At 69.5% G+C, this 26480-nt stretch carries 19 protein-coding genes and 1 pseudogene; 14 read left to right on the forward strand and 6 right to left on the reverse strand.

Going from position 1 to position 26480, the window contains the following annotated elements:
- Positions 1 to 3: 3 nt before the first annotated feature.
- Positions 4 to 1062 carry a LacI family DNA-binding transcriptional regulator gene (locus tag CAL29_RS04115; protein ID WP_094851696.1) on the reverse strand — a complete coding sequence of 353 codons (1059 nt, stop codon included), beginning with the start codon at positions 1060 to 1062 and terminating at the stop codon, positions 4 to 6.
- A 237-nt stretch (positions 1063 to 1299) separates the two neighbouring features.
- Between CAL29_RS04115 and CAL29_RS04120 the strand changes: the two genes are divergently transcribed.
- The 12 genes and pseudogenes from CAL29_RS04120 to CAL29_RS04175 all read left to right on the forward strand — a co-directional run bounded on the left by CAL29_RS04120 (position 1300) and on the right by CAL29_RS04175 (position 18292).
- Positions 1300 to 2283, forward strand: a complete 984-nt coding sequence (locus tag CAL29_RS04120; protein ID WP_094851697.1) for a Bug family tripartite tricarboxylate transporter substrate binding protein — start codon at positions 1300 to 1302, stop codon at positions 2281 to 2283.
- A gap of 42 nt (positions 2284 to 2325) precedes the next feature.
- Positions 2326 to 3681 (forward strand): glucarate dehydratase, encoded by a 1356-nt coding sequence (gudD, locus tag CAL29_RS04125; RefSeq protein WP_094851698.1) that lies wholly within the window; start codon positions 2326 to 2328, stop codon positions 3679 to 3681.
- A gap of 295 nt (positions 3682 to 3976) precedes the next feature.
- Complete coding sequence (locus CAL29_RS04130; protein WP_094851699.1) at positions 3977 to 4987, forward strand: aldo/keto reductase; 1011 nt, start codon at positions 3977 to 3979, stop codon at positions 4985 to 4987.
- 385 nt (positions 4988 to 5372) lie between these two features.
- Positions 5373 to 5891: a (2Fe-2S)-binding protein gene (locus tag CAL29_RS04135; protein ID WP_094851700.1), complete on the forward strand. Its 519-nt coding sequence runs from the start codon at positions 5373 to 5375 to the stop codon at positions 5889 to 5891.
- Positions 5891 to 8167, forward strand: a complete 2277-nt coding sequence (locus tag CAL29_RS04140; protein ID WP_094851701.1) for a xanthine dehydrogenase family protein molybdopterin-binding subunit — start codon at positions 5891 to 5893, stop codon at positions 8165 to 8167. Before CAL29_RS04135 ends, CAL29_RS04140 begins: the two co-directional genes overlap by 1 nt.
- A gap of 50 nt (positions 8168 to 8217) precedes the next feature.
- Entirely contained in the window at positions 8218 to 9627 is a 1410-nt protein-coding gene (locus CAL29_RS04145) for a c-type cytochrome (protein WP_094851702.1), read from the forward strand.
- A 154-nt stretch (positions 9628 to 9781) separates the two neighbouring features.
- On the forward strand, positions 9782 to 10783 hold the full coding sequence (locus CAL29_RS04150) for a tripartite tricarboxylate transporter substrate binding protein (protein ID WP_094851703.1): 1002 nt from the start codon (positions 9782 to 9784) through the stop codon (positions 10781 to 10783).
- Positions 10784 to 10885: 102 nt separating this feature from the next.
- Positions 10886 to 12034, forward strand: coding sequence for a mandelate racemase/muconate lactonizing enzyme family protein (locus tag CAL29_RS04155; RefSeq protein WP_094851704.1), 1149 nt, complete (start codon positions 10886 to 10888; stop codon positions 12032 to 12034).
- A gap of 239 nt (positions 12035 to 12273) precedes the next feature.
- Positions 12274 to 12999: a DUF3348 domain-containing protein gene (locus tag CAL29_RS04160; RefSeq protein WP_094851705.1), complete on the forward strand. Its 726-nt coding sequence runs from the start codon at positions 12274 to 12276 to the stop codon at positions 12997 to 12999.
- Between the two features lie 12 nt (positions 13000 to 13011).
- Entirely contained in the window at positions 13012 to 16308 is a 3297-nt protein-coding gene (locus CAL29_RS04165; RefSeq protein WP_094851706.1) for a DUF802 domain-containing protein, read from the forward strand.
- Positions 16305 to 16946: pseudogene (locus CAL29_RS31800) on the forward strand (OmpA family protein); the annotation flags it as partial. The gene CAL29_RS04165 and the pseudogene CAL29_RS31800, both read left to right, overlap by 4 nt.
- A gap of 596 nt (positions 16947 to 17542) precedes the next feature.
- Positions 17543 to 18292 (forward strand): DUF2894 domain-containing protein, encoded by a 750-nt coding sequence (locus CAL29_RS04175; RefSeq protein WP_094852699.1) that lies wholly within the window; start codon positions 17543 to 17545, stop codon positions 18290 to 18292.
- Between the two features lie 114 nt (positions 18293 to 18406).
- On the opposite strand, the gene CAL29_RS04180 is transcribed toward CAL29_RS04175, so the two are convergent.
- The 5 genes from CAL29_RS04180 to CAL29_RS04200 form a co-directional block, all read right to left on the reverse strand.
- The gene (locus CAL29_RS04180; RefSeq protein WP_143277602.1) at positions 18407 to 19615 is read right to left on the reverse strand and encodes a hypothetical protein; all 1209 of its coding nucleotides are present in this window, start codon (positions 19613 to 19615) and stop codon (positions 18407 to 18409) included.
- A 30-nt stretch (positions 19616 to 19645) separates the two neighbouring features.
- A complete protein-coding gene (locus CAL29_RS04185; protein WP_094852700.1) occupies positions 19646 to 20569 on the reverse strand; it encodes a LysR family transcriptional regulator in 924 nt (307 codons plus the stop codon).
- Between the two features lie 173 nt (positions 20570 to 20742).
- Positions 20743 to 23262 carry a FepA family TonB-dependent siderophore receptor gene (locus CAL29_RS04190; protein ID WP_094851708.1) on the reverse strand — a complete coding sequence of 840 codons (2520 nt, stop codon included), beginning with the start codon at positions 23260 to 23262 and terminating at the stop codon, positions 20743 to 20745.
- A 203-nt stretch (positions 23263 to 23465) separates the two neighbouring features.
- Positions 23466 to 24479, reverse strand: a complete 1014-nt coding sequence (locus CAL29_RS04195) for a FecR domain-containing protein (RefSeq protein ID WP_179283899.1) — start codon at positions 24477 to 24479, stop codon at positions 23466 to 23468.
- The gene (locus CAL29_RS04200; protein WP_373559715.1) at positions 24472 to 24981 is read right to left on the reverse strand and encodes a sigma-70 family RNA polymerase sigma factor; all 510 of its coding nucleotides are present in this window, start codon (positions 24979 to 24981) and stop codon (positions 24472 to 24474) included. The genes CAL29_RS04195 and CAL29_RS04200 overlap by 8 nt, the downstream gene beginning before the upstream one ends.
- 250 nt (positions 24982 to 25231) lie before the next feature.
- On the opposite strand from CAL29_RS04200, the gene CAL29_RS04205 reads away from it, so the two are divergent.
- Both CAL29_RS04205 and CAL29_RS04210 read left to right on the forward strand, forming a co-directional pair.
- Complete coding sequence (locus tag CAL29_RS04205; RefSeq protein ID WP_094851711.1) at positions 25232 to 25900, forward strand: PepSY-associated TM helix domain-containing protein; 669 nt, start codon at positions 25232 to 25234, stop codon at positions 25898 to 25900.
- Between the two features lie 29 nt (positions 25901 to 25929).
- Positions 25930 to 26445: a DUF2271 domain-containing protein gene (locus tag CAL29_RS04210; RefSeq protein ID WP_094851712.1), complete on the forward strand. Its 516-nt coding sequence runs from the start codon at positions 25930 to 25932 to the stop codon at positions 26443 to 26445.
- The last annotated feature ends 35 nt before the right edge of the window (positions 26446 to 26480 follow it).

Genomic DNA, 26480 nt, shown 5'->3' on the forward strand with positions numbered 1-26480 from the left:
GCCCTACGCGCTGTCGCGCTTGACGATGCTGAAGCCGATGTCGACCACGGATTGCGGCGGCATGCGGCCGTTGGCGCGGGTGGCGATCATGTCGGCCGCGGTGGCGCCGATGGCGGCGCCGTCCACGCGCACGGTGGTCAGGCTGGGCGTCATCGAGGCGGCGATGTCGGTGTCGCCGAAGCCCATCACCGCCAACTGGCCGGGCAGCGACAGGCCGCGCGCCACGGCCTCGGTGATGACGCCGATGGCCATCATGTCCGAAGTGCAGAAGACCGCCTGTATCGACGGGTCGCGGGCGAGGACGGCGCGCAGGCCGGCGCGGCCGTCGGCATGCGTGGTGGGGGCGGGCACCGGATGCACCACGGGCTCGGGCAGGCCCAGTTCGCGCGCGCGGCGGCGGTAGCCCTCGGCGCGCCGCTGGGCGCGCTCGTCGTCGCCGGTGAGGATGGCGCAGCGCGACTTGCCGGCCTCGTGCAGGTAGTCGCAGACCGCGCGCCCGATGGCGTCGTGCGACAGGCTGAGCAGCATGTCGATGGGCGTGGGCGTGCTGTCCCAGGTTTCCACCACGGGGATGCCGGAGGACTTGAGCAACTGGCGGCCCTGCGCCGAATGCATGATGCCGGTCAGCACGATGCCGTCGGGACGGCGGCCGATGATGGCGCGCAGCAGCGCGTCCTCGCGCGATTCGCGCGACGGCTCGTCGGCCCGGTCATAGCCAATCTGGCCCACCATCAACTGGTATCCCTTCGCCTCCAGCGATCCGGTCAGGGCTTGCAGCATGCCGCCGAACAGCGAGCCCGCGATGGTCGGCACCAGGGCCATCACCAGATAGCTGCGCGACGAGCGCAAGCCGCCCGCCATGAGGTTGGGCACATAGCCGAGCGCCTGGATGGCGGCGTTGACCTTCTCCAGCGTGACGGCCGATACCTGCCGCGGATGGTTGACGGCGCGCGAGACCGTGATCATCGACACGTTGGCGGCGCGCGCGACTTCGCGCAGCGTGACGCCGCCCTTGTCCTGGCCGCGGCCGGGAAGGTCTGGTGGATCGGAAGGTGCGTTCATGGACGTCGGTAAGGGCGGCTTCGCGGGTTGCGTGGATGGCGGCGTCGGCGCGCCCGGGGGGAGCGCGGTCGGCGTAAAGAGCGGAGCGGGGACACTAAGGGTATTCCCTGGTGTATTTCCCGGCCAAGACGGTCAATACTACGCCAACGTCGAGATGTTAACGTTAACATGTCATCAGACATCTTGCGGCGCCCTCCCCGGGCGACCCATTAGAAGATCCATCCAGGAGACAACGGAATGAAATCCAAGGCATTGAAATGCATGCTCGCGCTCGGCCTTTGCGCCGTGGCCGCGCTATCCACGGCGGCCCATGCGGCGTGGCCCGAGAAGACCGTCACGGTGGTCGTGCCCTTCCCGCCGGGCGGCGCGACGGACGCGGTGGCGCGCGCGGTCTTCAACAAGCTGGGCGACAAGTTCAAGCAGTCCTTCGTGATCGAGAACAAGGCCGGCGCCACCGGCACCATCGGCGCGTCCTTCGTGGCGCGCGCCGCGCCGGACGGCTACACCTTGATGGTGTCCTCGCTGGCGCCGCTGGTGGTGGCGCAGCACCTGATGCCCAGCATCCCCTACAACCCCGACAAGGACTTCACCTACCTGACCGTGGCGGTGCAGACGCCCAACGTGCTGGTGGTCAGCCCCAAGCTCGCGCCCAAGATCAACTCGATCCAGGACGTGCTGGCGCTGCTCAAGGCCAAGCCGGGCGCCATCAGCTTCGCCACCTCGGGCGCCGGTTCCTCCGACCACCTGACCGCCGAGCTGTTCTGGCAGAAGACCGGCACCAAGGGCCTGCACGTGCCGTACAAGGGCGGCGCGCCGGCGATTTCGGACCTGCTGGGCGGCCAGGTCGACATGTCCTTCCAGAACCTGAATGCGGTGCTGGCGCACATCAAGGCCGGCAAGCTCAAGGCCATCGCGATTACGGGCACCAAGCGCTCGCCGGTGCTGCCCGACGTGCCGACCTTCGACGAGTTGAACATGCCCGGGCTGGAGGTCTATGCCTGGCAGGCCATCGTCGCGCCCAAGGGCCTGCCGGCCGACCTGAAGAAGCAGATCGGCGACGCGCTGATCGAGGCGGTGAAGGATCCGGCCGTCAGCAAGCCCTTCACCGACGTCGGCTTGGAAGTCGTGGCCAGCTCGCCTGACGATTTCGCGCGCTTCCAGGCACAGGAGAGCGCGCGCTGGAAGCAGGTCATCGAGGCCGGCCACATCACCTTGCAGTAAACCCGTCGCCACTGTCATCGCCATTGTTGTTGGGATCCGCCTATGTCTTCCTGCTCCACGCTCCAGCCCCCGGGCCGCGCGCCCGTCGTCACCGACGTGCGCGTCGTGCCCGTGGCCGGCCACGACTCCATGCTGCTCAACCTGAGCGGCGCGCACGCGCCTTTCTTCACCCGCAACCTGTTGATCCTGACCGACAGCGCCGGGCGCCAGGGCGTCGGCGAAGTGCCCGGCGGCGAGAAGATCCGCGCCACGCTGGAGGACGCCCGTCCGCTGCTCCTCGGCCGTTCCCTGGGCGACTACCAGGCCGTGCTCAATGACATGCGGCGCCAGTTCGGCGGGCGCGACAGCGCCGGCCGCGGGCAGCAGACCTTCGACCTGCGCGTGACCATCCATGCGGTGACGGCGGCCGAATCGGCGCTGCTGGACCTGCTCGGCCAGTTCCTGGAAGTGCCGGTGGCGGCGCTGCTGGGAGAGGGCGTGCAGCGCACGTCGGTGCAGATGCTGGGCTATCTGTTCTACGTGGGCGATCGCCGCAAGACCAACCTGCCGTACCAGAGCGCGCCCGAGGCGGAAGACGACTGGCTGCGCCTGCGCCACGAGGAGGCGCTGACGCCGCAGGCCATCGTCAAGCTGGCGGAGGCGGCCTACGCGCGCTACGGCTTCGAGGACTTCAAGCTCAAGGGCGGGGTGCTGAGCGGCGAGGAAGAAGTCGAGGCCATCCGCGCGCTGCACGAACGCTTCCCGCGCGCCCGCATTACGCTGGATCCCAACGGCGGCTGGCTGCTGCGCGACGCCGTGCGCCTGTGCCGCGACCTGCACGGCGTGATGGCCTACGCGGAAGACCCCTGCGGCGCCGAGGGCGTGTACTCCGGCCGCGAGGTCATGGCCGAATTCCGCCGCGCCACCGGCCTGCCCACGGCCACCAACATGGTCGCCACGGACTGGCGCGAAATGGCGCATGCCCTGTCGCTGCAATCGGTCGACATACCGCTGGCCGATCCGCATTTCTGGACCCTGCAGGGCTCGGTGCGCGTGGCCCAGACCTGCCAGGCTTTCGGCCTGACCTGGGGCTCGCATTCCAACAACCACTTCGACGTGTCGCTGGCCATGTTCACGCACGTCGGCGCCGCCGCGCCGGGCCGCGTGACGGCGATCGACACGCACTGGATCTGGCAGGACGGCCAGCACCTGACGCGCAATCCCCTGCGCATCGAGAACGGCTACATCCAGTTGCCGACGCGCGGCGGCCTGGGCATCGAGCTGGACATGGACGCGGTGGAGCAGGCGCACCAGTTGTACCTGCAATACGCGCTGGGCGCCCGCGACGACGCCATGGCCATGCAGTTCCTGGTGCCGGGATGGAAGTTCGACAACAAGCGGCCCTGCCTGGTGCGCTGAGCCGGGGTGGGAGGACGCGGACGGGCATGTCCGCGTCCATCTTCATGTTTACCGCCGCGTCTACCGCCCGCGTCCCTTCCGGCCGCGTTTTTCTTTAGTTCCTTCCTTTTCCTTCCGCTTCTTTCGGCATTGATGAATGGATTGCACAAGCGTATGCGGATTTTACGGTCTACCCAACCATCCGCGGACGCAATACATTGCCATCCAGACCCTGCGCGGGTTCTCGCGGCGCCCCCCTGACACGGCTGCCGGACTGTCGAGATCCCGCCATTCACCATGGCAAGGGAGCCGATTCATGGATTACCGATATCTGGGCCGCAGCGGCCTGCAAGTTTCCCCGCTCTGCCTGGGCGCGATGATGTTCGGCGGCGAAACCGACGAAGCGACCTCGCGACGCATCATCGCCAAGGCGGCGGACCAGGGCATCAACTTCCTCGATACCGCGGACGTCTACCACGCCGGCCGTTCCGAGGAAATCGTGGGACGCGCCATCGCCGCCGACCGCGACCGCTGGGTGGTGGCCACCAAGTTCGGCTTTCCCGCTTCCGCCGCGGCGGGCCCGAACCAGCAGGGGCAGTCGCGCAAGTGGATCTGCCAGTCGGTCGAGGCGAGCCTGAAGCGGCTGGGCACCGACTACATCGACCTGCTGTATTTCCACCGGGCCATTCCGGGCCTGCCGCTGGAAGAGGGCGTGCGCGCCATCGGCGACCTGATCCGCCAGGGGAAGGTGCGCTACTTCGGGCTGTCCAACTTCCGCGGCTGGCGCATCGCGGAGGTCGCGCGCCTGGCCGACCAGTTCGGCATGGACCGGCCCGTCGCCAGCGAACCGCTCTACAACATCGTGGACCGCACGGCGGAGGTGGAGCAGTTGCCGGCCGCGGCCCACTACGGCCTGGGCGTCGTGTCCTACAGCCCCCTCGCGCGCGGCGTGCTGTCGGGCAAGTATGCCGTGGACGCGCCGCCGCCGGCGGACAGCCGCGCGGGCCGCGGCGACCGGCGCTTGCAGCAGACCGAATGGCGTCCCGAGTCCTTGAAGATCGCGCGCGCCATCGCCGAACGCGCGGGCGAACGCGGCGCCACCTCGATTGCTTTCGCGCTGGCCTGGGTGCTCAGGAACCGCCTGGTCAGCGCGACTATCGCCGGTCCGCGCACGGAGGCGCAGTGGGACAGCTACGTCGACGCGCTGTCGCTGCGGCTGACCGCGGAGGACGAGCAGTTCATCGACGCGCTGGTGCCGCCCGGGCATGCATCGACGCCGGGCTATACCGATCCCGGTTATCCCATCGAAGGGCGCGTCGTTGCGTAATCCGGCTGGCCGCCGGTTTTTGCCGGCGGCCCCGATTGAAATTCGGGCGGGCAGGCCTGCATGCGTAGATTTGTCCAAAAAAACTTGTCCCCAAAACTTGCCTAAGCGTATTTCATAAATACGCTGTATTTCGGTAAATATATCGAGGCCATGCAACACGCGCGCGAGCTTTCCTCTGGCGCCGCGCGAGGCTTTCGATCGTGCCCGCAAATCGCGATTGCCTGTTTCTCCAGCCCGCGCCGAACACCCTTCCGCGGCCCGCGCGGCGCGCCGAATTTTTTCGAGCCGGAGGGCCGGTCCGCGTGATAATTTCGCGGAATCGGCGGTGCTCGGCCGGTGGTTTCACACCTGGCCCGGTTGCCGTCACGGCAATGAGGAAAGAGCCATGGAACTCGAAATCAACGGCAAGATGCATCAGGTCCAGTCCAGCGCCGATACGCCCTTGCTGTGGGTGATACGCGACGAGCTGGGCATGACGGGCACCAAGTACGGCTGTGGACTGGCGCAATGCGGCGCCTGTACGGTGATCGTCGACGGGGTGGCGATGCGTTCCTGTGTGACGCCCGTCGACGGCATGGCGGGCAAGCACATCACCACCATCGAAGCGATCGAGGACGACAGCGTCGGCAAGCGCGTCGTCGCCGCCTGGGTCAAGCATCAGGTGCCGCAATGCGGCTACTGCCAGTCCGGCCAGGTCATGGCCGCGACGGCGCTGCTCAAGCAAATCCCCAATCCGAGCAACGAGGAGATCGCGGCCGCGATGATCAACCTCTGTCGTTGCGGCACGTACAACGCGATCAACGCGGCGGTGCACGACCTGGCCGGGACGCCCGCCGGCAAGACGGCCGCCGCTGACGCCGCCGTCGCCGAACGCGCCACCGCCGGCGCCGGGGAGATCGCGTGATGGACAACCTCTCCGACCCCTCCGCCGCGGACGACGTCTTCGCGGCCGCACAGGCGCTGAATGAACCCGTGAATATTTCCCGCCGCCGTTTCCTGCTGGCCTCGGCCGGCACCGCGGCGGGCGCCTTCGTGCTCGGCATGGGCCTGCCCGCGGGCGTCGCGCGCGCGCAGGCCGCGTCGCCGGCGGCGCCGCTGCGGGCCACCAAGGTGCCGGCCTTCCTGGAAATCCGGCCCGACAACACGATACGTTTTCAGAGTCCCTTCATCGAAGGCGGGCAGGGCGTCTACACCGCCATGGCGCAAATCGTCGGCGAGGAACTGGACGCCGATCCCGCCACCTTCATCGTCGAGAGCGCGCCGCCGGGCAGCGACTACGTCGCCATGGACAGCGGCCGGCGCATCACCGGCGGCAGCTCGTCGGTCCGCTTCGGCTACGCGAACATGCGCCGCCTGGGCGCGCTGGCGCGCGCGATGCTGCTGCAGGCCGCGGCCAATCGCCTGGACATCCCGGCCGGCGAACTCACCACGCAGCCGGGCCGCGTGGTGCACGCGGCGTCCGGCCGCAGCCTGGCCTACGGCGAGCTGGCGGGGGCCGCCATGGACCTGCCCGTGCCCGATCCGGGCAGCGTGAAGCTGAAGGACCCCGCGCAGTTCCGCTGGATAGGCAAGCCGGTGCCGCGGATCGACGTGTACGACAAGTCGACGGGCAAGGCGCAATACACCATCGACGTGCGCGTCGACGGCATGCTGCACGCCGCCGTCCAGCATGCGCCGCGGCTGGGCATGACCGTCGGGGCCTTGCGCAACGAAGACCAGGTCAAGGCCATGCCGGGCGTGCATTCCGTCCACGTCCTGCCGGGCGCGGTGGCGGTGGTGGCGGAGCGCTGGTGGGACGCCAGGCGCGCGGTCGAAGCCGTGCAGGTCGATTGGCGCGAAGCCGCCGCCGACGCGCCGGTGCGTGTCATGCCCGCCGATTTCTCGACGGCCGCGTTCCGTGACGGCATGGCCGGCCAGACCGCGGCGGGCGACGACACGGAAACGCACGGCGACGTCGCGCAGGCCTTCCAGAATGCCAAGACCGTGATCAGCGCGACGTACGACAGCCAGTATTTGCGGCATGCGCAACTGGAGCCGCCGTCGACGCTGGCGCGTTTCAATCCGGACGGCTCGCTGGAAATCTGGGCGCCCAACCAGGCGCAGGATATCTTCCTGGCCGATATCGCCAAGCGCACCGGGCTGGATCCGAAGCAGATCACGCTGCACTCGCCCTTGCTGGGCGGTTTCTTCGGCCGCCACTTCCTCTACGACACCGCCAATCCTTTCCCGCAGGCGATCGCGCTGGCCAAGGCGGTCGGCCGTCCGGTCAAGGTGATCTGGAGCCGCGAGGAAGAATTCCTGCGCGACGTCTGCCGCCCCATGGCGGTGGTGCGCTTCCGCGCCGCGCTGGACGCGGCCGGCCTGCCGGTGGCCCTGGAGGCGGTGAGCGCCACCGAGGGGCCCACCGAAGGCATCGCCAACAAGCGGGGCGAGAAGAACGACCCGGCCGCGGTCGAAGGGCTGGCCGGCAAGGCCTACGCCATTCCCAACCGCCGCATCGCGCAGTTGTACGTGAAGACGCCGATGATGCTGGGCTACTGGCGTTCGGTGGGCAACTCCATGAACGACTTCTTCTATGAGTCCTTCCTGGACGAGATCGCCGACAAGGGCGGGCAGGATCCCTATGCGCTGCGCATGAAGCTGCTGGAAGGCAACCCGCGGCTCACCAAGCTGCTGCAGGCGGTGGGCGAGCTGTCCGGCGGGTGGAAGCGCGGACCCTACGTCGCCGCGGACGGTACGCGGCGGGCGCGCGGCGTCGCCATGGCCTCGCCTTTCGGGACGCAGGCCGCGGCCATCGCGGAAGTCTCCATCGACAAGGAAGGCCAGGTGGTGGTGCACGACATCTGGGAGGCCATCGATCCCGGCTCCATCGTCAACCCGGCCATCATCGAGCACCAGGTCAACGGCGCCATCGCGCTGGGACTGTCGCAGGTGCTGCTGGAGCAGGCCGTGTACGAGCAGGGCAAGCCGGTGGCGCGCAACTACGACATGTACCCCATCCTGCCGCCCGGCCGCATGGCGCGCGTGCACGCGCGCATCGTCGAAAGCGGCGAGAAGATGGGCGGCATCGGCGAACCGCCGCTGCCGGCCGTGCCGCCCGCCGTCGCCAATGCGGTGTCCACGCTGACGGGGCAGCGCGTGCGCAGCATGCCCCTGTCGAAATTCACTTTCAAGGCCTGACCCCACGCCTGCGAAGGCCTGAACCCACGCCCGCGGGAAAGCGATAGCAAATGAAGAAAAGCCGGTTTGGACGCATTCTGGCCGCCTTGGCGGCGATCGTCGTCGTGGTCGCCGCCGCGGTGGCCGCCTACGTGACGCACACGCCGGCGTCGCCGTTCGATGGGCAGGCGCAGGCCGGCCAGGAGGCCGGCGCCGCCTCGCCGCAACTGATCCAGCGCGGCGAGTACGTGGCCCGCGCCAGCGACTGCGTGGCCTGTCACAGCGTGCCGGACGCGCCGCCTTTCAGCGGCGGCCTGGCGATGGCCACGCCCATGGGCGCGATCTACACGACCAACATCACGCCGGACAAGGCGACGGGGATAGGCGACTACACCCTGGCCGACTTCGACCGGGCCATGCGCCACGGCGTGGCGCGCGACGGGCACCGCTTGTATCCGGCCATGCCTTATCCCTCGTACGCCAAGCTCGGCGACGACGACGTGCGGGCGCTCTATGCCTACTTCATGCACGCGGTGCAGCCCGTCCAGCGGGAAAACCGTCCCGGCGAGATCCCGTGGCCCTTGAACATGCGCTGGCCGCTGGCGCTGTGGAACCTGGTCTTCGCGCCCGGCGGCGAGTACCGGCCCAAGCCGCAGCCCGGCGTTGCCGCCGCGCAGGACGCCGACGGCAAGAGCCGCCTGTGGAATCGCGGGGCCTATCTGGTGCAAAGCGCCGGCCACTGCGGCAGTTGCCATACGCCGCGCGGTTTCGCGATGAACGAGAAGGCGCTGGACGAAGGCAGCCCGCTGTACGTCTCGGGCGCCTTGCTGGACGGCTGGTACGCGCCCAGCTTGCGCAACGATCCGAACACCGGCCTGGGCCGCTGGAGCGAGGACGACGTCTACCAGTTCCTGAAGACCGGGCGTAACCGGCACGCCGTGGTGTTCGGTTCGATGACGGACGTGATCAACAACTCGACGCAGTTTATGTCGGACGAGGACCTGAAGGCCATCGCCTACTACCTGAAGTCGCTGCCCGGCGACCCGCAGCGCGACGGCGCGCCGTGGGCGTACGACGCGTCCTCGAACCAGGGGCTGGCGCTGGGCGAGCGGCTGAAGGTGCCCGGCGCGCAGACCTTCATGGCGCGCTGCAGCGCCTGTCACGGGGCCGACGGGCGCGGCCAGGCGCCGTGGATCCCGCCCTTGGCGGGCGCCGCCTCGTCCATGAGCACGGAGAATGCGTCCAGCATCAACGCCACCCTGAACGGCTCGGGCCGCGTCGTCGCCAACGGCATGCCGGACGCCTACCGCATGCCGCCTTTCCGCGCGCAGCTCTCCGACAAGGAGATCGCCGACGTGCTGACCTTCGTGCGCACGGCCTGGGGCAACCGGGGCGGCGCGGTCACCCAGGAGGCGGTGAAGGACCTGCGCACGCGCACCGACCCCGCCAGCAGCGAGGTGATCATCCTGCAGATGCGGTAAGGGGTGTCGGGGCATCTCCTCAATGAGGTGTTATAGGGGGTGTTTCCATCAATCGATTTTCTCGATGAAATCAGCCAGATAATTCATTCATCGGCTTAACGGCCGGGTCTAGGATGCAGGGACAACGAAATAAAAAACCTGCGAGGAGACCCGCATGTCCCATCCCCCCTTTGCCGGCGCGTGCCGGCGGGCCGGCCGCGTCCTGGCCGGCCTCGGACTCGGCGCGTTGCTCGCCGCCACGGCGCCGCTGGCGGCCGCCGCCGACTTTCCCGACAAGCCCGTGCGCCTGATGGTCGGCATGGCGCCGGGCGGCTCCAACGACACCGTGGCCCGCATGGTGGCGGCCGAGTTGAGCAAGCGCTGGCCGCAGCCCGTCATCGTCGAGAACAAGCCGGGCGCCAACAGCACCATCGCCACCGCCGAACTCAAGCGTTCCGCGCCCGACGGCTACACGCTGATGCTGGTGATTTCCTCCCACGTCACCAACACGCTGCTATATCCCAACCTCAGCTATACGCTGAAGGATTTCGCGCCGGTGTCGCTGATCGCGGATACGCCCTTCGTGCTGGTGGCCAATCCCAGGTTCGGCCCCAACAATGTGCGCGATCTCATCGCGCTGGCCAAGACGCAGCAGAAGGGCATCGATTTCGGCACGCCGGGGCAGGGCTCGACCCAGCACATTTCGCTGGAGCTGCTGGACCAGATGGCGGGCATCCGCATGAACCACATTCCCTACAAGGGCGGGGCGCCGGCCCAGACCGACGTCATCGGCGGCCTGATTCCCCTGATCTTCGCCACGCCGACGCAAAGCCTGCCCTTCATCAAGGACCACAAGCTGAAGGCGCTGGGCGTGACCTCCACCCAGCGCCTGCCGCAGTTGCCCGACGTGCCCACGCTGGCGGAGTCCGGCGTACCGGGCTACGAGGCCAATGTGTGGTTCGGCATCATCGCGCCGGCCGGCACGCCGCCGCGCACCGTCGATTTCCTGCACAAGGAAATCTCGCGCGTCCTGCAGGAGCCCGCCGTGCGGCAGCGGCTGACCGAGTTGGGATTGACGCCGCTGGACGAATCGCCGGCGCAGTTCCAGCAACTGATCGATGCCGAAAAGACCAAATGGACCAAGGTGATCCAGGAGGCCAACATCAAGTTCGATTGAATGCTCGCTCGCTCGATCGTTTGCCCGATCGTTCGAACTTTTCCGTTTTTCCTCGCTGTACGCCGCATCGGCGCGCCCAGTTTCATCGGAGCCCTTTCCTTCATGCCTACCATCGAATCCGTTTCCGTCTGCATCGCCCGCGTCCCGCTGGACAACCCCGTCACCTTCGCGACCCGCAAGGTCCTGGCGCGCGAATACTGCCTGGTGCGCGTGCGCGACACCGAAGGGCATGAAGGCCTGGGTTATTGCTACGCGGTCAACAGCGCCGGCCGCCTGCTGTCGGTGGCCGTGACCGACCTGCTGGCGCCGCGCCTGGTCGGGCAGGAATCGCTGCGGGTGGAAGGCCTGTGGCGCGAGATGTACCAGGAAGCGCTGCTGCTGGGCCGCGCCGGCGGCGTGGTCCGCGCGCTGTCCGCCATCGACATCGCCCTGTGGGACCTGAACGCGCGCAGCGCCGGCCTGCCGCTTTATCGGTACCTGGGCGCGGCGGTGGACGACCGCGTGCCGGCCTACGCCAGCGGCGGCTACTACCTGCCGGGCAAGACGCCGGACAAGCTGGCCGCGGAAATGGCGGGCCACGTCAAGGACGGTTTTCGGGCCGTCAAGATGAAGGTCGGCCTGGAAAGCGTGGCCGGGGAGCGCAAGCGCATCGCCGCCGTGCGCGAAGCCATCGGCGACGACGTGCGCCTGATGCTGGACGCCAACAATGCCTGGCGCGACCTGCCGACGGCGCTGGAATACATGCGGGCCTTCGAGCCCTACCGGCCTTTCTGGATCGAGGAGCCTTTTTCGCCCGACGACATCGACAACCATGCCCGCCTGGCCCGCGCCACGCCCGTCACCGTGGCCACCGGCGAAATCGAGGCCGGCCGCTGGCGCTTCAAGGACCTGCTGGCGCGCGAGGCGACCACCTTGTTGCAGACGGACGCCACGGTGTGCGGCGGCATCACCGAATTCCGCCGCATCGCGGCCACGGCCGACAGCCACGGCGTCACCGTGGCCCCGCACGCCTGGCACGACGTCCACGCCCACCTGGTGGCCAGCTCGCCCAACTGCACCTATGTCGAGTGGATGCCCGACGACCACATCGTCAACTTCCGCCGCCTCATCGACCGCCAGCTACAAGCCCGCGACGGCCACCTCCTGCTCCCCCGCGAACCCGGCCTGGGCTTCAACTTCGACCCCGCCGCCATCGAAAAATACGGCGTAACCTACCCCGGCGCCCAGGCCCCCTGGCAAGTGGTGCGCTAAGCCAGGCAAACACTTCCCGCGTAGCCGCAACTCAAGACCCCCGGCCCAATCGGGGACACCGCGGATCCGGGTCCCCCGGTCCGCTGGTGTCGCCCCTTGAGGGGAGGCGCGCACAGCGCGACTGGGGTGGGCCCCTCCTTCCGGTCCGCCGGTGGCGCCCCCTTTGGGGGGCCGCGCTCTGCGCGGTAGGGGGGGGCCACCCCCTGCTGTTAAACTCCTGGCTTTTTGACTCGGGTGCTATGGTGCAACAACCACGGCGCACAGGTCTCAGCGGTCCGGCGCTCATCCGCCTGCTCGCGCGTTTGACGGACATCGAAGCGACCCCGCCGGGGCAGTCGACCACCGACCGGATGGGGTCCTGGCTGGCCTGGACCGACGCCATCGCGCTGTCGGCCGCCCTGGATGGCGACCCGCCGGTGGTTCCGGCCAGCGCGCGGGGAGAGGATGGCGAAGAATCGCGCGCCTGTGCCGACGTCCGCGCTTACCTGGAAAAGTCCATCGAGGGCGTTTTCACGCCTCGCCGGCGCGCTTCGCCGACGGGCCGTGGCGTCCAGGTGGAAGAGCCGACGGATTTTTCCATTTATCGCCAGCGCTATCTGACGCTGCAGCAGACGATGGAAAACGCCATCGGCAGCCTGCGCGTGCGCCTGCGCACCATGCTCGCCGCCAGCGCGGCCGGCATGGCGCGCCTGGCGGTGCTGGATGCCGTCATGGAGCGGGTGCTGGCCGCGCGCGAGCACAACCTGCTGGCGGGCGTGCCCGGGCTGCTGGAAACGCGCTACCGGGACCTGCGCCAGGCCGAACAGGACGCGCTCGCCGAGGCCGAGGCGGCCCAGCGTCCGCCGCCGGTGCGCGCCGGCGCGTGGCTGGACGCCTTCCGCCGGGATATGCGCGCCGTCATGCACGCCGAGCTGGCGCTTCGTTTACAACCGGTCGAAGGGCTGCTTGCCGCCTTTCGCGCCTGATAACGGGACACCATGTCCAAATACCTGATCAATTTCGTCGTATTCCTGGCCGGTCTGGCCGTCGTCGCCTGGGTCGGCGTGGGCTATGCCGGCAGCAACGGCCTGGCGCTGGCGGTCACCCTGCTGATCGCCGCCTTCTACCTGGGCGGCGTGCTCGAACTGCAGCGCTACCAGCGCGCGACCGGCACGCTGGCGCGCGGCCTGGCCGACCTGGCCAGCCCGGCGGCCGACGCCGGCGCCTGGCTCGACCGCCTGCATCCCAGCCTGCGCAACGCCGTGCGCCTGCGCCTGGACGGCGAGCGCGTGGCGCTGCCCGGTCCCTCCATGACGCCCTATCTGGTGGGCCTGCTGGTCCTGCTGGGCATGCTGGGCACCTTCCTGGGCATGGTGGCGACGCTGCGCGGCACCGGCGGCGCGCTGGAAGCGGCCTCGGACCTGCAAGGCATACGCGCCTCGCTGGCCGCGCCCATCAAGGGCCTGGGTTTCGCCTTCGGCACCTCGGTGGCCGGCGTGGCGACCTCGGCCGCGCTGGGCCTGCTGGCCGCGCTGGCGCGGCGCGACCGCATCCAGGTCTCGCAGCAACTGGACAGCCGCATCGCCCGCGATATGGGCGGCCAGTCGCAGCGCCACCAGCGCGAGGAAGTCTTCCGCCTGATGCAGCGCCAGGCCGAATTGATGCCGGCGCTGGTCGAACGCCTGCAATCCGTGGCGCAGGCCGTGGAAACCCAGAGCCGGACGCTCACCGAGCGCCTGGCCGCCGACCACGCCGCGCTGACCGCCAAGCTGACCGGCAACCATGAAACGCTGAGCGCCCGGCTGGTGGGCGACCACCAGGCCCTGAGCGAGCGGCTGAGCGCCGGCCAGGAATCGTTGCAGCAGCGCCTGGGCGCGCAGCACGAGACCCTGGCCACCCGCCTGGGCGGCGGGCTGGACGCGCTGACCGAACGTCTCGGCGGCGGTCTCGATACCCTGGGCGATCGCCTGGGCGGGGGCCTGGACCAGCTCAACACGCGCATCGCGGGCGATTTCGAGGCCCTGAGCGGCAAGCTCGGCGGCGGCCTGACGACGCTGAGTTCCAGCCTGGGCGGCAGCCTGGCCACGCTCACGTCGACGCTGGGCGAGAACTTCGACGGGCTCAGCGAGCGCGTCGGCGGCCGCCTGGACAGCCTCACCGAGCGCGTGGGCGGACGCCTGGACGAACTGGGCCGCGCCACGGGCGACAGCCTCGCCGGCCTGGGCGCCCGGCTGGGCGAGGGCTTCGACGCCTTGAACGCCCGCCTGGGCGAGGGGCAGGAAAACCTGCACCAGCGCCTGGCGGCGAATCACGATGCCTTGAACCAGCAGCTCGACAGCCGCCACGAGGCGCTGCGCGGCGCCCTGGTCCAGGGTCAGGCCGAGCAGGCCGAACGCCAGGCCGCGCGCCTGGAAGCCATCGAGAACGGCCTCGCCGGCCGCCATGCATCGCTGCATGAAGCGCTGACCGGCAAGCAGGCCGAGTTGAACGACCACATCCGCGCCGGCTTCGATACCCTGCAAGGCGCCCTGGTCGCGGGCCAGGCCGCGCTGCAGGAAAAGCTGGTCGCGAATCACTCTGTCCTCGAAGAGAAGCTGGTGGCCAACCACGCCGCGCTGGAAGGCCGGCTGGGCGACAGCCTGGGGCGCCTGGGCGAGCAACTGGGCGCCAGCCATGCGGAGCTGGGCGGCAAGCTGGGCGCCGACGTTGCGGCGCTCACGGATAAGCTGGAAAGCGGCTACGACAAGCTGGCCGGCAAGCTGGAAAACGGCTACGGGGCCTTGAACGACAAGCTGGCCGCCAGCTACGAGACCCTCAACGGCACGCTGGCCGGCGGCCAGCAAGCCCTGGCCAGCCAATTGACGCAAGACCAGGAAAGCCTGCACCAGCGCCTGGCCCAGGAGCAGCAGACCCTGGCCGAGCGCCTTGCCGCCAGCCAGCAGGCCCTGCACGACCGCTCCGCCGCCGCCTACGAGGAACTGGCGGCCGCGGTGCAGCAGACCTTGCAGGAAAACATCGGCATCAGCGCCCGCATCGCCGGCGAGGCCATCCAGCCCGCCGTGCGCGCCACGCTGGATGGCCTGGCCAACGAGACCGCCACCTGGCGCGCCACCGTCACGGAATCGGTGCGCGAACAACTGGCCGGCCTGGCCGCGCATTTCCAGACCACCACCGGCGACGTCGCCAAGGTCTGGACCGATGCGCTGACGCAGCACCGGCAGGACAGCGAGCAACTGGCGCAGGCGCTGGGCGCGACGCTGGACCGCTACGCCGCCGCGTTCGAGGAACGCACCGAACGCCTGCTGGGCGACGTGGCCCTGCATCTGGAAAACGCCACCTCCGGCGTCACGCAGACCTGGCAAAGCGCCCTGGACAAGCAGGAACAGGCTGGCGCCCAACGCGCCGAAGCGCTGCTGCAAACCCTGGCCCAGGACCAGTCGCAGGCGCGCGCCGACGCCGCCGCCCAGGAACAGCAACGCCTGGAGGCATGGCGCGAAACCCTCGCCGGCATGACCGCCGAGTTGCAGGAACACCTGGACAAGATCGAGCGGCGCGCCACCACCCGGGCGGAGGAGATCAGCGACACCCTGGCCCAGGCCGCGCGCGACATGGCCGCGCAGGCCGAGGACCAGGCGCGCGATACGGTTGCCGAGATCGCCGGCCTGCTGCAGGCCGCCGCCGAGGCGCCGCGCGCCGCGGCCAGCGTGATCTCGGAACTGCGCGAGAACCTGTCCGCCAGCATGGAGCGCGACAACGCGATGCTGGAAGAGCGCGGCCGCCTGCTGGAAACCGTGGCGACGCTGCTGGACGCCGTCAACCATGCGGCCAACGAGCAGCGCGGCGCGGTCGACGCCCTGGTGACGCGCTCGGCCGAATTGCTGCAGGAGGTCGGCGTCAGCTTCACCTCGCACGTGGAAAACCAGACGGCGGCCCTCACGGCCCACGTCGAGCAGGAAACCGGCAAGCTCGCCGGCCACGTCGAGGCCGAGACGGCCAAGCTGGCCGGCATCGCCGCCCAGGTCACCGGCAGCGCGGCGGAAATCGGCAGCATGGGCGAGGCCTTCGGCGCCGCGGTGCAGTTGTTCGGCCAATCCAACGGGGCCCTGGTGGAGCAGTTGCAGCGCATCGAGACCGCGCTGGACAAATCGCTGGCGCGCAGCGACGAGCAACTGGCCTACTACGTGGCGCAGGCGCGCGAAGTGGTCGAGCTGAGCGTGATGTCGCAGAAGCAGATCATCGAGGACCTGCAGCAGCTCGCCGCCGCGCGGGCGGATAACGGCGCCGAGGCGGCATGAGCGACGATATCGACGCCGGCGTCGAGACTTCCGCGCCGACCTGGGCCGTCTTCGGCGACCTGATGTCGGTGTTGCTGGGCTCCTTCGTCCTGGTGCTGCTGGGCGTGATCGGCATGCAACTGGACCTGAGCAGCAAGCTGCGGGAAGAGGTCAAGCAACGCCAGGAAGAAGCGCAGCGCCGCCAGACGCTGGAGGAGGCCCTGGCCGTGCCGCTGGCGCAGGGCCGCATCACGCTGGTGAACGGGCGCATCGGCATCAGCGGCAACGTGCTTTTCGCGTTGAACTCCGACCAGTTGCAGCCGGAGGGCCGCGAGGTGCTGCAAAGCCTGGTGCAGCCGCTGACGACGTATCTGCAGAGCCATGCCGAGATCCTGATGGTCAGCGGCTTCACGGACAACCAGCAGATCCGCGAAGGCAACCGGCGCTTTGCCGACAACCTGGAGTTGTCCGCGCAGCGCGCGCTGACGGTCACGCGCGCGCTGATCGACGCCGGCGTGCCGCGCGGCGCCATCTTCGCCGCCGCCTTCGGCGCGGAGCAGCCGGTGGCGTCGAACGACGACGAAGACGGCCGCGCCAGGAACCGCCGCGTCGAAATCGCGCCGATCCCGCGTCAGACCGCGGATGGCGCGCCGGGGCAGGATAAGGACGGTGTTCAAGGGTCGGGCAAGGACGGCGTGCAGGGCAAGGGCGATGCACGGGGTCCGGCGAAGGACGGCATGCCGGGGCAGGACGGTTCTCAGGGCTCGGTGAAGGACGGCGTACAGGGCCAGGACAAGGACGCCTCGCAGGGTCCGCGCACAGACGGCGTGCAAGGTCAGGACAAGGCCGCTTCGCAGAGCCAAGGCAAGGACGGCACGCAAGGGCAGGGCAGCATCGGTTCGCAGGGCCCGGGCAAGGATGGCGGCCAGGGCCAGGAGAGCGCGCAAGCCCAGGACAAGGGCAACGCCGTCCAGGCGAGTCCGTCCGCGCCCGCGTCCACGTCCGGTACCATTTCCACGTCCGGTGCCGCCGAGGCGGCGGCTGGCGCGGCGGCGGCCGGCCTGACGACGGCCAAGGCCGCCGACAAGCCGACGCCCGCGACGTCGGCCAGCAAAGCGCCGGGCAACAAGTCATCGGCCGGCAAGGCGCCATTCCACAAGGCGTCCCCACACAAAACGCCCGCTCACAAGGCATCGGGCAGCAAAGCCCACGCGTCCACGTCGCAGCGATGACCCGCGCCGGTAAGCCATCCGATATGACCCCCGGCGCGACGCCCGACGCAGCGCCCGACGCGACGCCCGACGCAGCGCCCGACGCGGCGCCCGACACGCCGCCAGCCCCGACGCCGGAAGCGCGGCTTGCCGCCTGGCGCGAGCAGGGTTGGGAGCGCCTGGACCCCGTCGCTTTCTTCTTCATGGAAGCCCTTGCCCGCCGCACCGCCGCGCACGAAGGCGAAGCGCGGCAGCGCCTGGATGCGCGCATGGCGGATCTGATCAAGGCATACGCGGCGCGTATCGAAAAGGAAACGGGGGAAAATTCCACGGACGCGGCGTCCAGGCCATCCCCTGCCGCCCCGACGCCCCTGGCCGCGCTGCGCGACGAACTGACCGGCCAGGCGGCCGGCAACAGGTCCGCGCTACCCTGGACCGCGCACTATCCCGAGCTGCCGCTGCTCGACGAATTCCAGCAGCTCTGGTCGCGCGTCAGCGCCTCCCTGCGCGTGCAGGAATCGCAATTCCAGGTCCCGGACAATGCCGGCCCGCTGAACTCCAGCCACCTGGTGCACCGTTCGCTGACCTTGATGCGCGAACTCGCGCCCGGCTACCTGCATCACTTCCTGGCCTATGTCGACGTGCTGTCATGGCTCGAACCCATGGTCGTGCCCGCGCTGCCCCAGCGCGACGCCAAGCCCGCCGCCAAGGCCTCCGCCAAGACCGCCGGCGCCCGCAAGACCGCCACGAAATCCACCCGCAAATCCACGCGGGCCAAGCCGGGCGGCAACTGACACCTGGCGCTTCGCTCCGCCGATCCAGGCATGCGTCCGGGGAGCATCGCGGCCTTTCCGAAACCGCGCCGCGTCGGCACACCGCCGCCGCAACAGCAGCAGCCTCCGCCGCGCTCAGTCCTTCGCCACGGGACATTGCACCGCAGGGGGCTTGGCCGGCGCGGGATCGACGATGATTTCGGGATAACGGAAGATCCCTACCGATTCGCTGTCGACCACGGCCAGCACGGCGCCGTCCGGCGCCTGCACCACGGACTGCGTGCCGCCCACGTCCGCATGGCCTTCGCGCCGCGCGGGTATGCCGTCCCAGGGCGAAAAGACCCAGGCGTCCGGGTGCGTGTCGCGCCAGTTGCGCGGCGCCGAGCGAATCCGCGCGCCCGCGGCGTAGCGCATCTCGCCCAAGGCCAGGTCGCAAGGCAGCGTCCCGCGCGACAGTTCGAAATAACGCCGCTCGCCGTCCAGGCGGATCAGCGCATCCAATACCGCCAGGCCCGCTACCCGCAGCACCGTTCCCGCCGGCGCTTCGATTTCCCAGCGATCCGCGTCCGTGAACCCGTCGACGTAGCGATTGCCGTCGGTCGCGCGCAGCTCGGTGCCCGCGGGCAAGGCGATAGGCCTGTCATCCGCCGGCCTGTCATCCGCCGCGGGCATGGCGGCTTCGCCCGCCCCGTCGCCGTGCCTGGAGGACGACCGATCGCGGCCCCGGGGCATGGCCACCGCATTGCCGTCCGCCAGCACGCAATGCGCCATCCGCGTCGAGGCGCCGTCGCGGGCGGTGTCGAAGGTCACGCCCCGCGACGCATCGCAGCGCCAGCCGTCCACGGCTTGCACCCCCGCGCCGGTCGCGGCCAGCGACGTGGGGTAGCTCGCCGCGATGTCATGGGACGTCTCGTCATACTCGTCCGTCAGCTCCCGCGCGACCCGCGTGGCCTGGACGCCGCCGACGGCGACCGGCCGTGGAAACTCGGCCAGGGTGAAGGTCTCGGGCGCGCCGGCGCGGCGCAGGGTCAAGCGCGTCCCGGCCGGCATGTCGATGGCGCCGACGCGCGCCGCCTGCGCCAGCGTCATCCGCCGCGCCGCCTCCTCGCGGGCGAATTCGCGCTCGATCTCCCAGGTGAAATACAGGTACGCCAGCGCCGGACCGCTCAATAGCAGCACCACCGCCAACGACACGCCGTGCTTGACGGGCGAGGCGCGGAACGCGCGGCGGACCGGCTTGCCGACCGCCAGCAGGCCCAGCCAGCACGCCAGGCCGGCCAGCGCGCAGAACGACGCCGCCATCAGGAAGAAGAAGGACGCGGAAGGCAGGGGGACGGGAATCATGCCCGCCATCATAGCGGGCAGCAGTCCATCTCAGGCCGCCGCCGCGGCGGTCGGCGCCAGCGCCCGCACGGCCCCCTTCAACCTGGCGCGCAGCAGGTCGATGAAGGCTTCCGCGGCCAGCGAATCGGTGGCGTCGCGCCGCCGCGCCAGGCAGATGTCGCGCTCGTTGATGGGCAGCTTCAGCGGCACCGCGCACAAGCCGGCCAGGCGGAACTGGTACAGCGCCAGCGTCGGCGCCACCGTCACGCCCAGCCCCGCCGCGATGAAGCCGGCCGCCGTCGACAGGCTGTTGACCTCGTGCGCGCGCCGCCATTGGCGCGGATAGATGGCCGCGTCCAGGTGCTGGCGGATGCTGCTGTTGCGCTCGAAGCCGATGATGGGCAGCTCCACCACGTCGGCCAGGCTCAGTTGCCGCCGCGCCGCCAGCGCATGGTCCTCGCGGCAGATCAGGTAGAAGGTGTCGCGCGCCAGGACCTCGATGTCCAGGTCGGCGCTGGGCGAGGCGGCCGCGCACAGGCCGAAGTCCACCTGGCGGTTGCGCACCATGTCCAGGCAGACCGTGCTGGCCACGTCCTGCACCTGCACCGCGATGCCGGGATAGCGCTCGCCGTAGCGGGCGATCAGTTCCGGCAGGATGCCCGCGCAGATGGAGGGCAGGGCGGCCATCGCCACCTTGCCCTTGCGCCGCTCGACGTGATCGCGCATCTCCGCCAGCGCGCGTTCGGTTTCCGGCAGCAGATGCGCGACGATGTGCTGGAAGACGCCGCCTTCGGCCGTCAGCTCCACGTTGCGGGTATTGCGGGAAAAGAGCCGGACGCCGAGATCGCTTTCCAGGTTGGCGATCAGCGCGCTGAAGGCGCTCTGGGTCAGGCAGCAGTGCTCGGCGGCGCGGGTGAAGTTGCGCAGTTCCGCGAGCGCGGCGAAGGCCCGCATGTGGCGCAGGGAAAGATTCATGGCCATGTCTCCTCGGCGGCCTGCCGCTGCCGGCGGCCGTTGCGGCCGCGCGAAACGAAAAGGCGGCCGTCTCCGCCGCTATCTTATCGGGCCGGCGCGCCGCCGGCGTGCCGGGCAGGCTCGGTCCATGCACGGAATCGCCTCTCCGCGCATGGCCGGGCCCGCCGACACGGTCAGAACGAGACGGTGGCCGTCAGGTAATACACCCGGCCGGGTTCGTTATAGGTGTAGGCGCCCGCCGAGCTGTTGTTCGAGCGCCGCTCGATGGTCTTGTCGAACAGGTTGTTGATGCCGAAGCCCAGGCGGTAGTGCTTGTCGAAGGTGTAGCTGCCGCCGATGCCGAAGATGGCGTAGGGGCTGACGCTGGAGAGGGCGTCGCCGGCGGCGTCGGCGCCGGTGCTGGTCAGCGTGCGGGCCTTCTGGCGGCCGTAGAACGTGGCCGTGGCCTGCGCCCGCAGCGATTGCGTGATGCGCCAGTCCAGCGTGCTGTTGACGGTGTACTTGGGAATGATGCTCAGCGGCTGGTGCGTTTCCTTGCTGGCGTTGCTGAACATATAGGTGAAGTTGTTCAGCAGCTTCAGCGTCTCGCCCGCTTCGCCCACCAGGGGGATGTTGAGGTTGCCCTCCAGGCCGTGGATCAGCGCCTTGCCGGCGTTGTACCACTGGTAGTACTTATAGGACGGGAAGGCCGTGGTGGGCTGGCTGAACATGTCCGCCACGATCTTGTTCTTGTAGTCGTTGCGGAAATAGGTGAGGCTGGCGTCGGCGCCCGCGTGGTTGTTCCACTGCACGCCGATTTCCTTGTTCACGCCGATCTCGGGACGCAGGCTGGCGTTGCCCTGGATGTAGCAGGGGCCGGACACGCCCACCGGGCAGCCGTTGCCGCGCGTCGTGTACCAGTAGTTGGGATTGGACTGGTAAAGGTTGGGCGCCTTGAACACGCGCGCGATGCCGCCCTTGAAGGTGATTTCCGGCGTGGCCTCGAAGGTGGCGTTCAGGCTGGGACTGAAGTTGCCGCCGAAGCGGTCATGGTGATCGAAGCGCAGGCCCGGCGTGAGGATGAAGGACTGCGCGATCTCGATATTGTCTTCCACGTACAAGGCGTAGGAATCCGCCCGCGAGACCGGGTCGGTGGCGGCCGCCACGCCGCTGGGCGGGGACTGCTGGATGGAGTTGGGATCGTTCAGGCGCTGGTGGCGGTATTCGAAGCCGGTGGTCAGCACCTGGCTGAAGCCGCCCAGCGTGAAGGGCGTGTGCAGCTCGCCGTTGGTGTAGTAGTTCTCCAGCCGCGATTCGTTGAAGTTCAGCGGCGCGGTGCAACTGCCTTCGGGGCCGCCGGCGGTGCCCTTGACGCAATCGAGGTTGCGCGTGCCTTCGTACTGGAAGGTCAGGCGCGAATCGCCCAGCGCGCCCCATTTGCCGCGATGGGTGACGGACGCGGTCTGGCGATAGGTGCGGCGCACCTCGGCGCCTTCGTCGGCCAGTTGCTCGATGAAGGCGGCGTCCGACGTGCTGACGGGGTATTCGCCGGTGTAGATGTTGCCCTGGCGGCTGAAGCCCGCCTCCAGCTCGACGACGTGGTCGGGATTGATGTCCCAGCGCAGCAGGCCGTCGATGTCCTTGTTGCGCATCCCCTCGCGGCCGGCGGCGTTGGCGCTGACGGCCTGGCCGGCGTTGATGTCCGGGGAGTCGGCGTCGGTCTTGGCGACGTTGCCGTACAGGCGGAAGGACAGTTTTTCGGACACGGGCCCCGACAGGTTGAAGCTCAGCCGGCGGGTGCCGCCCTCGTCCTTGTTGTCCGGGAAGCTGAAATAGGTGGTGGCCGAGCCCGACAATTTGTCGGTGGGCTTCTTCGTGATGATGTTGACCACGCCGCCGGCCGCGCCGGAGCCATAGCGCGCGGCCGCCGGACCGCGGATGACTTCGATGCGTTCGACCGCCTCGGCGGGTACCCAGTTGGTGTCGCCGTGCGTGTCGCGCTCGCCGCTGCGGCGCATCAGCGCCGCTTCGCGCGATTGGACCGGCTTGCCGTCGATCAGCACCATGGTGTTCTCCGGGCCCATGCCGCGGATGTCGATCTGGCGCTGGTTGCCGTACGCGCCGGAGGAGCTGGCGCCGGTCAGGTTGACGCCCGGCACGGTGCGTATCAGTTCGGACAGGTCGTTGGCCGGCGGCCGCTCCTGGATGTCGCGCGCCGTGATGACGGAGACGCCCAGCGACTGCTTCAGTTCTTCCTCGGCGGTGCCGAGCACCTGCACGGCCTCGATGTCGTACACGGGGCCGTTGGCGGTCGACACCGGCGCCGCCTGCGGGAGGGGGACCAGACGGTAGCCGCCGCTGGCCGCCGGCACGGCGCGCAGGCCATGCGGCGTCAGCAGGGCATCCAGCGCCTGCGCCGGGGCGTAGCGGCCATGCAGGCCGCGGCTTTGCTTGCCGGCGGTCAGGGCGGGATCGATGGCGATCATCGCGCCGGACTGCTGGCCGAAGCGGTTCAGCACCTGGTCCAGCGTATTGGCCGGGATGTCGTAGTCGCGGGCGCCCGCGACGGCGGCATCGGTTTTCGCCTGGGCCAGGACGGCCGGCGCGGCGCCGGCCAGGGCCGCGCCGGCGGCGGCGTGCAACAGCAGGGACGCCAGGGATCGTTTGAACGGGGTGCGTTGTGCGATATTCGCCGCGCCACGGATCGCCATCATGAATTTTCCTTCCTTCGTTCACACAGGGGGGGGCGGCATGGTCCGCACGCCGCTTCTTGCCTGGTTGATGCACGAGATCCGGAAAACTGCCTGGCCGTTACAACTTTCCTGCCGCCCGGGAGGCCGCCCCCGCGCCGGCATGCGCGCGCCCCGCGTGCGGCCTGCCGCCGTTGCCGGGCAGGGCGCTTTCGCCCGGCGGACGCTCATCGCGGCGCCAGCGTCACCCAATACCGCGTCACGTAGCGCAGCCGCAGCGGCAGGATTTCCTGCAAGGCGGCCAGCACCGCGTCGGGCTGCTCCACCGGGAAAGCGCCCGACACCAGCAGGTCCGCCACGCTGTCCTCGCAGCCCAGGTGGCCGGCGCGATAGCGGCCGAGTTCCGCCACGAAATCCGCCAGGCGCATGCGTTCGGCCAGCAGCATGCCGTCGGTCCAGGCGGTGGCGGCGTGATCCAGGCCCTGCGGCGCGTCGATGGCGTAGGTGTCGAAGGCCGTCTGTTCGCCGGCGCGCAGGCGCAGGGTGCGCGCGCCGTCGCGGGTCTGGATGTCCACCGCGCCCTGCTGCACCGCCACGTGGACGACGGGCGAGACGCGCGGCTCGTAGCGCACCGTGTAGCGCGTGCCGACCGGGCGGATGCTGCCGCTGCCGGTGGCGACGATGAAGGGACGATGGCGCGCGTCCTCGCCGGTGACGACGAGGATGCGGCCCTCGCGCAGGGTCACCAGGCGCTGCGTCGCGTCGAAGCGCACGTCGATGGCGCTGGCGGTGCCCAGCATGACGCGGGTGCCGTCCTCCAGCACCACGGTCTCGCGCTGGCCGGCGCCGGTGCGGTAGTCGGCCAGCAGGCGGGGCAGGGGCAGTTCGCGCCAGCCCAGTCCCGCCGCCACGCCCAGCCCGGCCAGGCCCAGGGCCGCTTTCATCGCGCGACGGCGCGGCGCGCAGGCCGCGTCCAGGATGCCGCGCGCCACCGGCGGCGGCAGGCCGGCGGCGCCCAGGCGCAGGTCTTCGCCCAGGCCGCTCATGCGGCGCCAGGCGCGCTCGTGTTCGGGATGCGCGCGGCGCCAGCGCAGGCAGGCGGCGCGGTCCGCGTCGGTGGCGACGCCGGACTGCAGCGTGGCGGCCCAGACGGCGGCCTGCGCCACCACGGCCGCCGCGATGGGCCCGCCGCCGTCGCGCGGCTGGAAGGGCGCCGCCAGGGCGTGTCGCGGCTCAGCCATAGACCGCCGCATAGCAGTGCTGGAACGCCTTGATCATGGCCTTCTGCACGACGTTGACGGTGACGCCCAGTTCGGCCGCGATGGCGGGATAGGTCAGCCCGTCCAGTTGCGCCATCAGGAACATGGCGCGCGTGCGCGCCGGCAGGGCGTCGAGCACCCGGCTGACGGCGGCCAGCGCTTCCAGGATCAACGCGCGCGTTTCGGCCGACGGCGCCAGGGCTTCGGGTTGCTGGGCCAGCGCGTCCAGGTAGGCGCGTTCCAGCGCCTGGCGGCGGAAGTACTGGGCCGCCAGGCAGCTGGCCACGGTGTGCAGGTAGGCGCGCGGCTCGCGCGGCTGCACGGGGCTGGCGGTGGCGAGCAGGCGGGCGAAGGTGTCCTGCGCCAGGTCGGCCGCGTTTTCGCGGTTGCCCAGCTTGCGGCGCAGCATGCCGACCAGCCAGCCGTGGTGGTGGCGGTAGAGCGTTTCGATATCGGGAAGAAAGGCCTGTTCAGACACGACGATCACCTTGGCCGCGGCGGCGACACCGCCATTCAGGAAAAGTTCATCATTATAAATAAATATGATTCTTATTTGCGATAATGAATAAGTCATTGATTTCTTGAAGAAAGTGATCGACCGGCAGCCTCGCCAGCCACCGCGCGATCGCCGATTTCGAAACGCACTGAAACAGAGTCGGCCCGCTTTTCTCCCCGTTTTGTTAGTGAGATCGATTCTCATCATCTAGAATGCCCGCTGTTTTGCTTACGCTCAGATGAATCCTCCCTCCTCGCGCCGTTCGTATTGGCTCAAGACCCTGCACCAGTGGCACTGGATCAGCGCCGCGCTGTGCCTGGCGGGAATCCTGCTGTTCGCGCTGACCGGCTTGACGCTGAACAACGCCGCCCTGATCGAGGCCAAGCCGCGCGTGACCACCCGCCATGCCGAACTGCCGGCCGACCTGCGCCAGGCCCTGGTCGCCATGCAGGCCGCCGGCGCGGGGGCGGGCAGCGGGGCGGCGGCGCAGCGGCGCGGGCGGCACGCCCAGGCCGACCTGCCGCCCGCCGCGCTGGCCTGGCTGTCCGGCCAGTTGGGCATCGACGCGGCCGGCAAGACGGCGGAGTGGTCGGCGGACGAAATCTATGTCTCCCTGCCGCGCGCGGGCGGCGACGCCTGGGTCTCGCTGGACCTGGAGAGCGGCGCGGTGGAGTACGAAACGACCGATCGCGGCTGGATCGCCTACTTCAACGACTTGCACAAGGGGCGCCACACCGGCGTGGCCTGGCGTTGGTTCATCGACGCCTGTGCCGTGGCCTGTCTGGTGTTTTCCGTGACCGGCCTGTTGCTGCTGAAGATGCATGCCGGCCGGCGCCTGGCGACCTGGCCGGTGGTGGGGCTGGGCCTGCTGGTTCCCGTGCTGCTGGCCCTGCTGTTCATTCACTGACCTGCCCTGAAATTTCCTGGAGCGACCCTATGCGCAAACTGCTACTCACCGCCATCCTGGCCGGCGCGATCTCCCGCGCGGCCCATGGCGCGGAACTCAACGTCAGCGTGGAGATCCCGCGCCTGGACGTGGCCGAGTACCACCGGCCCTATGTGGCCATCTGGATCGAGAACGCCGACCAGAGCGTGGCGGCCGACGTGGCGGTCTGGTACGACGTCGCCAAGCGCAACAACGAAGGCACCGAATGGCTCAAGGACCTGCGCCAGTGGTGGCGCCGCAGCGGCCGCAACCAGCAGTTCCCGGTGGACGGCGTCAGCGGCGCCACCCGTCCGGCCGGCGTCCAGGCCGTGCGCCTGGACAGCAAATCGCCCGCGCTGGCGGCCTTGAAGCCCGGCCATTACGGCCTGGTGGTGGAGGCCGCGCGCGAAGTGGGCGGCCGCGAACTGGTGCGCGTGCCTTTCGAGTGGCCGCCCACCAAGCCGGCCCAGGCCACCGCGCGCGGCGAACACGAACTGGGCGCCATCGCCGTCAGCGCGGCGCCCTGAATCCCATTCCGAAATCATCCTTGCGTGAAGGAGTT

Origin of the sequence: Bordetella genomosp. 10, from assembly GCF_002261225.1 — a bacterium.
Lineage (GTDB): Bacteria > Pseudomonadota > Gammaproteobacteria > Burkholderiales > Burkholderiaceae_B > Bordetella_C.

Coding starts and splice junctions, on each gene's coding strand:
- CAL29_RS04115 (WP_094851696.1), bottom strand. CDS start 1,062: ATGAACGCACCTTCCGATCCACCAGACCTTCCCGGCCGCGGCCAGGAC.
- CAL29_RS04120 (WP_094851697.1), top strand. CDS start 1,300: ATGAAATCCAAGGCATTGAAATGCATGCTCGCGCTCGGCCTTTGCGCC.
- gudD (WP_094851698.1), top strand. CDS start 2,326: ATGTCTTCCTGCTCCACGCTCCAGCCCCCGGGCCGCGCGCCCGTCGTC.
- CAL29_RS04130 (WP_094851699.1), top strand. CDS start 3,977: ATGGATTACCGATATCTGGGCCGCAGCGGCCTGCAAGTTTCCCCGCTC.
- CAL29_RS04135 (WP_094851700.1), top strand. CDS start 5,373: ATGGAACTCGAAATCAACGGCAAGATGCATCAGGTCCAGTCCAGCGCC.
- CAL29_RS04140 (WP_094851701.1), top strand. CDS start 5,891: ATGGACAACCTCTCCGACCCCTCCGCCGCGGACGACGTCTTCGCGGCC.
- CAL29_RS04145 (WP_094851702.1), top strand. CDS start 8,218: ATGAAGAAAAGCCGGTTTGGACGCATTCTGGCCGCCTTGGCGGCGATC.
- CAL29_RS04150 (WP_094851703.1), top strand. CDS start 9,782: ATGTCCCATCCCCCCTTTGCCGGCGCGTGCCGGCGGGCCGGCCGCGTC.
- CAL29_RS04155 (WP_094851704.1), top strand. CDS start 10,886: ATGCCTACCATCGAATCCGTTTCCGTCTGCATCGCCCGCGTCCCGCTG.
- CAL29_RS04160 (WP_094851705.1), top strand. CDS start 12,274: ATGGTGCAACAACCACGGCGCACAGGTCTCAGCGGTCCGGCGCTCATC.
- CAL29_RS04165 (WP_094851706.1), top strand. CDS start 13,012: ATGTCCAAATACCTGATCAATTTCGTCGTATTCCTGGCCGGTCTGGCC.
- CAL29_RS04175 (WP_094852699.1), top strand. CDS start 17,543: ATGACCCCCGGCGCGACGCCCGACGCAGCGCCCGACGCGACGCCCGAC.
- CAL29_RS04180 (WP_143277602.1), bottom strand. CDS start 19,615: ATGATTCCCGTCCCCCTGCCTTCCGCGTCCTTCTTCTTCCTGATGGCG.
- CAL29_RS04185 (WP_094852700.1), bottom strand. CDS start 20,569: ATGAATCTTTCCCTGCGCCACATGCGGGCCTTCGCCGCGCTCGCGGAA.
- CAL29_RS04190 (WP_094851708.1), bottom strand. CDS start 23,262: ATGATGGCGATCCGTGGCGCGGCGAATATCGCACAACGCACCCCGTTC.
- CAL29_RS04195 (WP_179283899.1), bottom strand. CDS start 24,479: ATGGCTGAGCCGCGACACGCCCTGGCGGCGCCCTTCCAGCCGCGCGAC.
- CAL29_RS04205 (WP_094851711.1), top strand. CDS start 25,232: ATGAATCCTCCCTCCTCGCGCCGTTCGTATTGGCTCAAGACCCTGCAC.
- CAL29_RS04210 (WP_094851712.1), top strand. CDS start 25,930: ATGCGCAAACTGCTACTCACCGCCATCCTGGCCGGCGCGATCTCCCGC.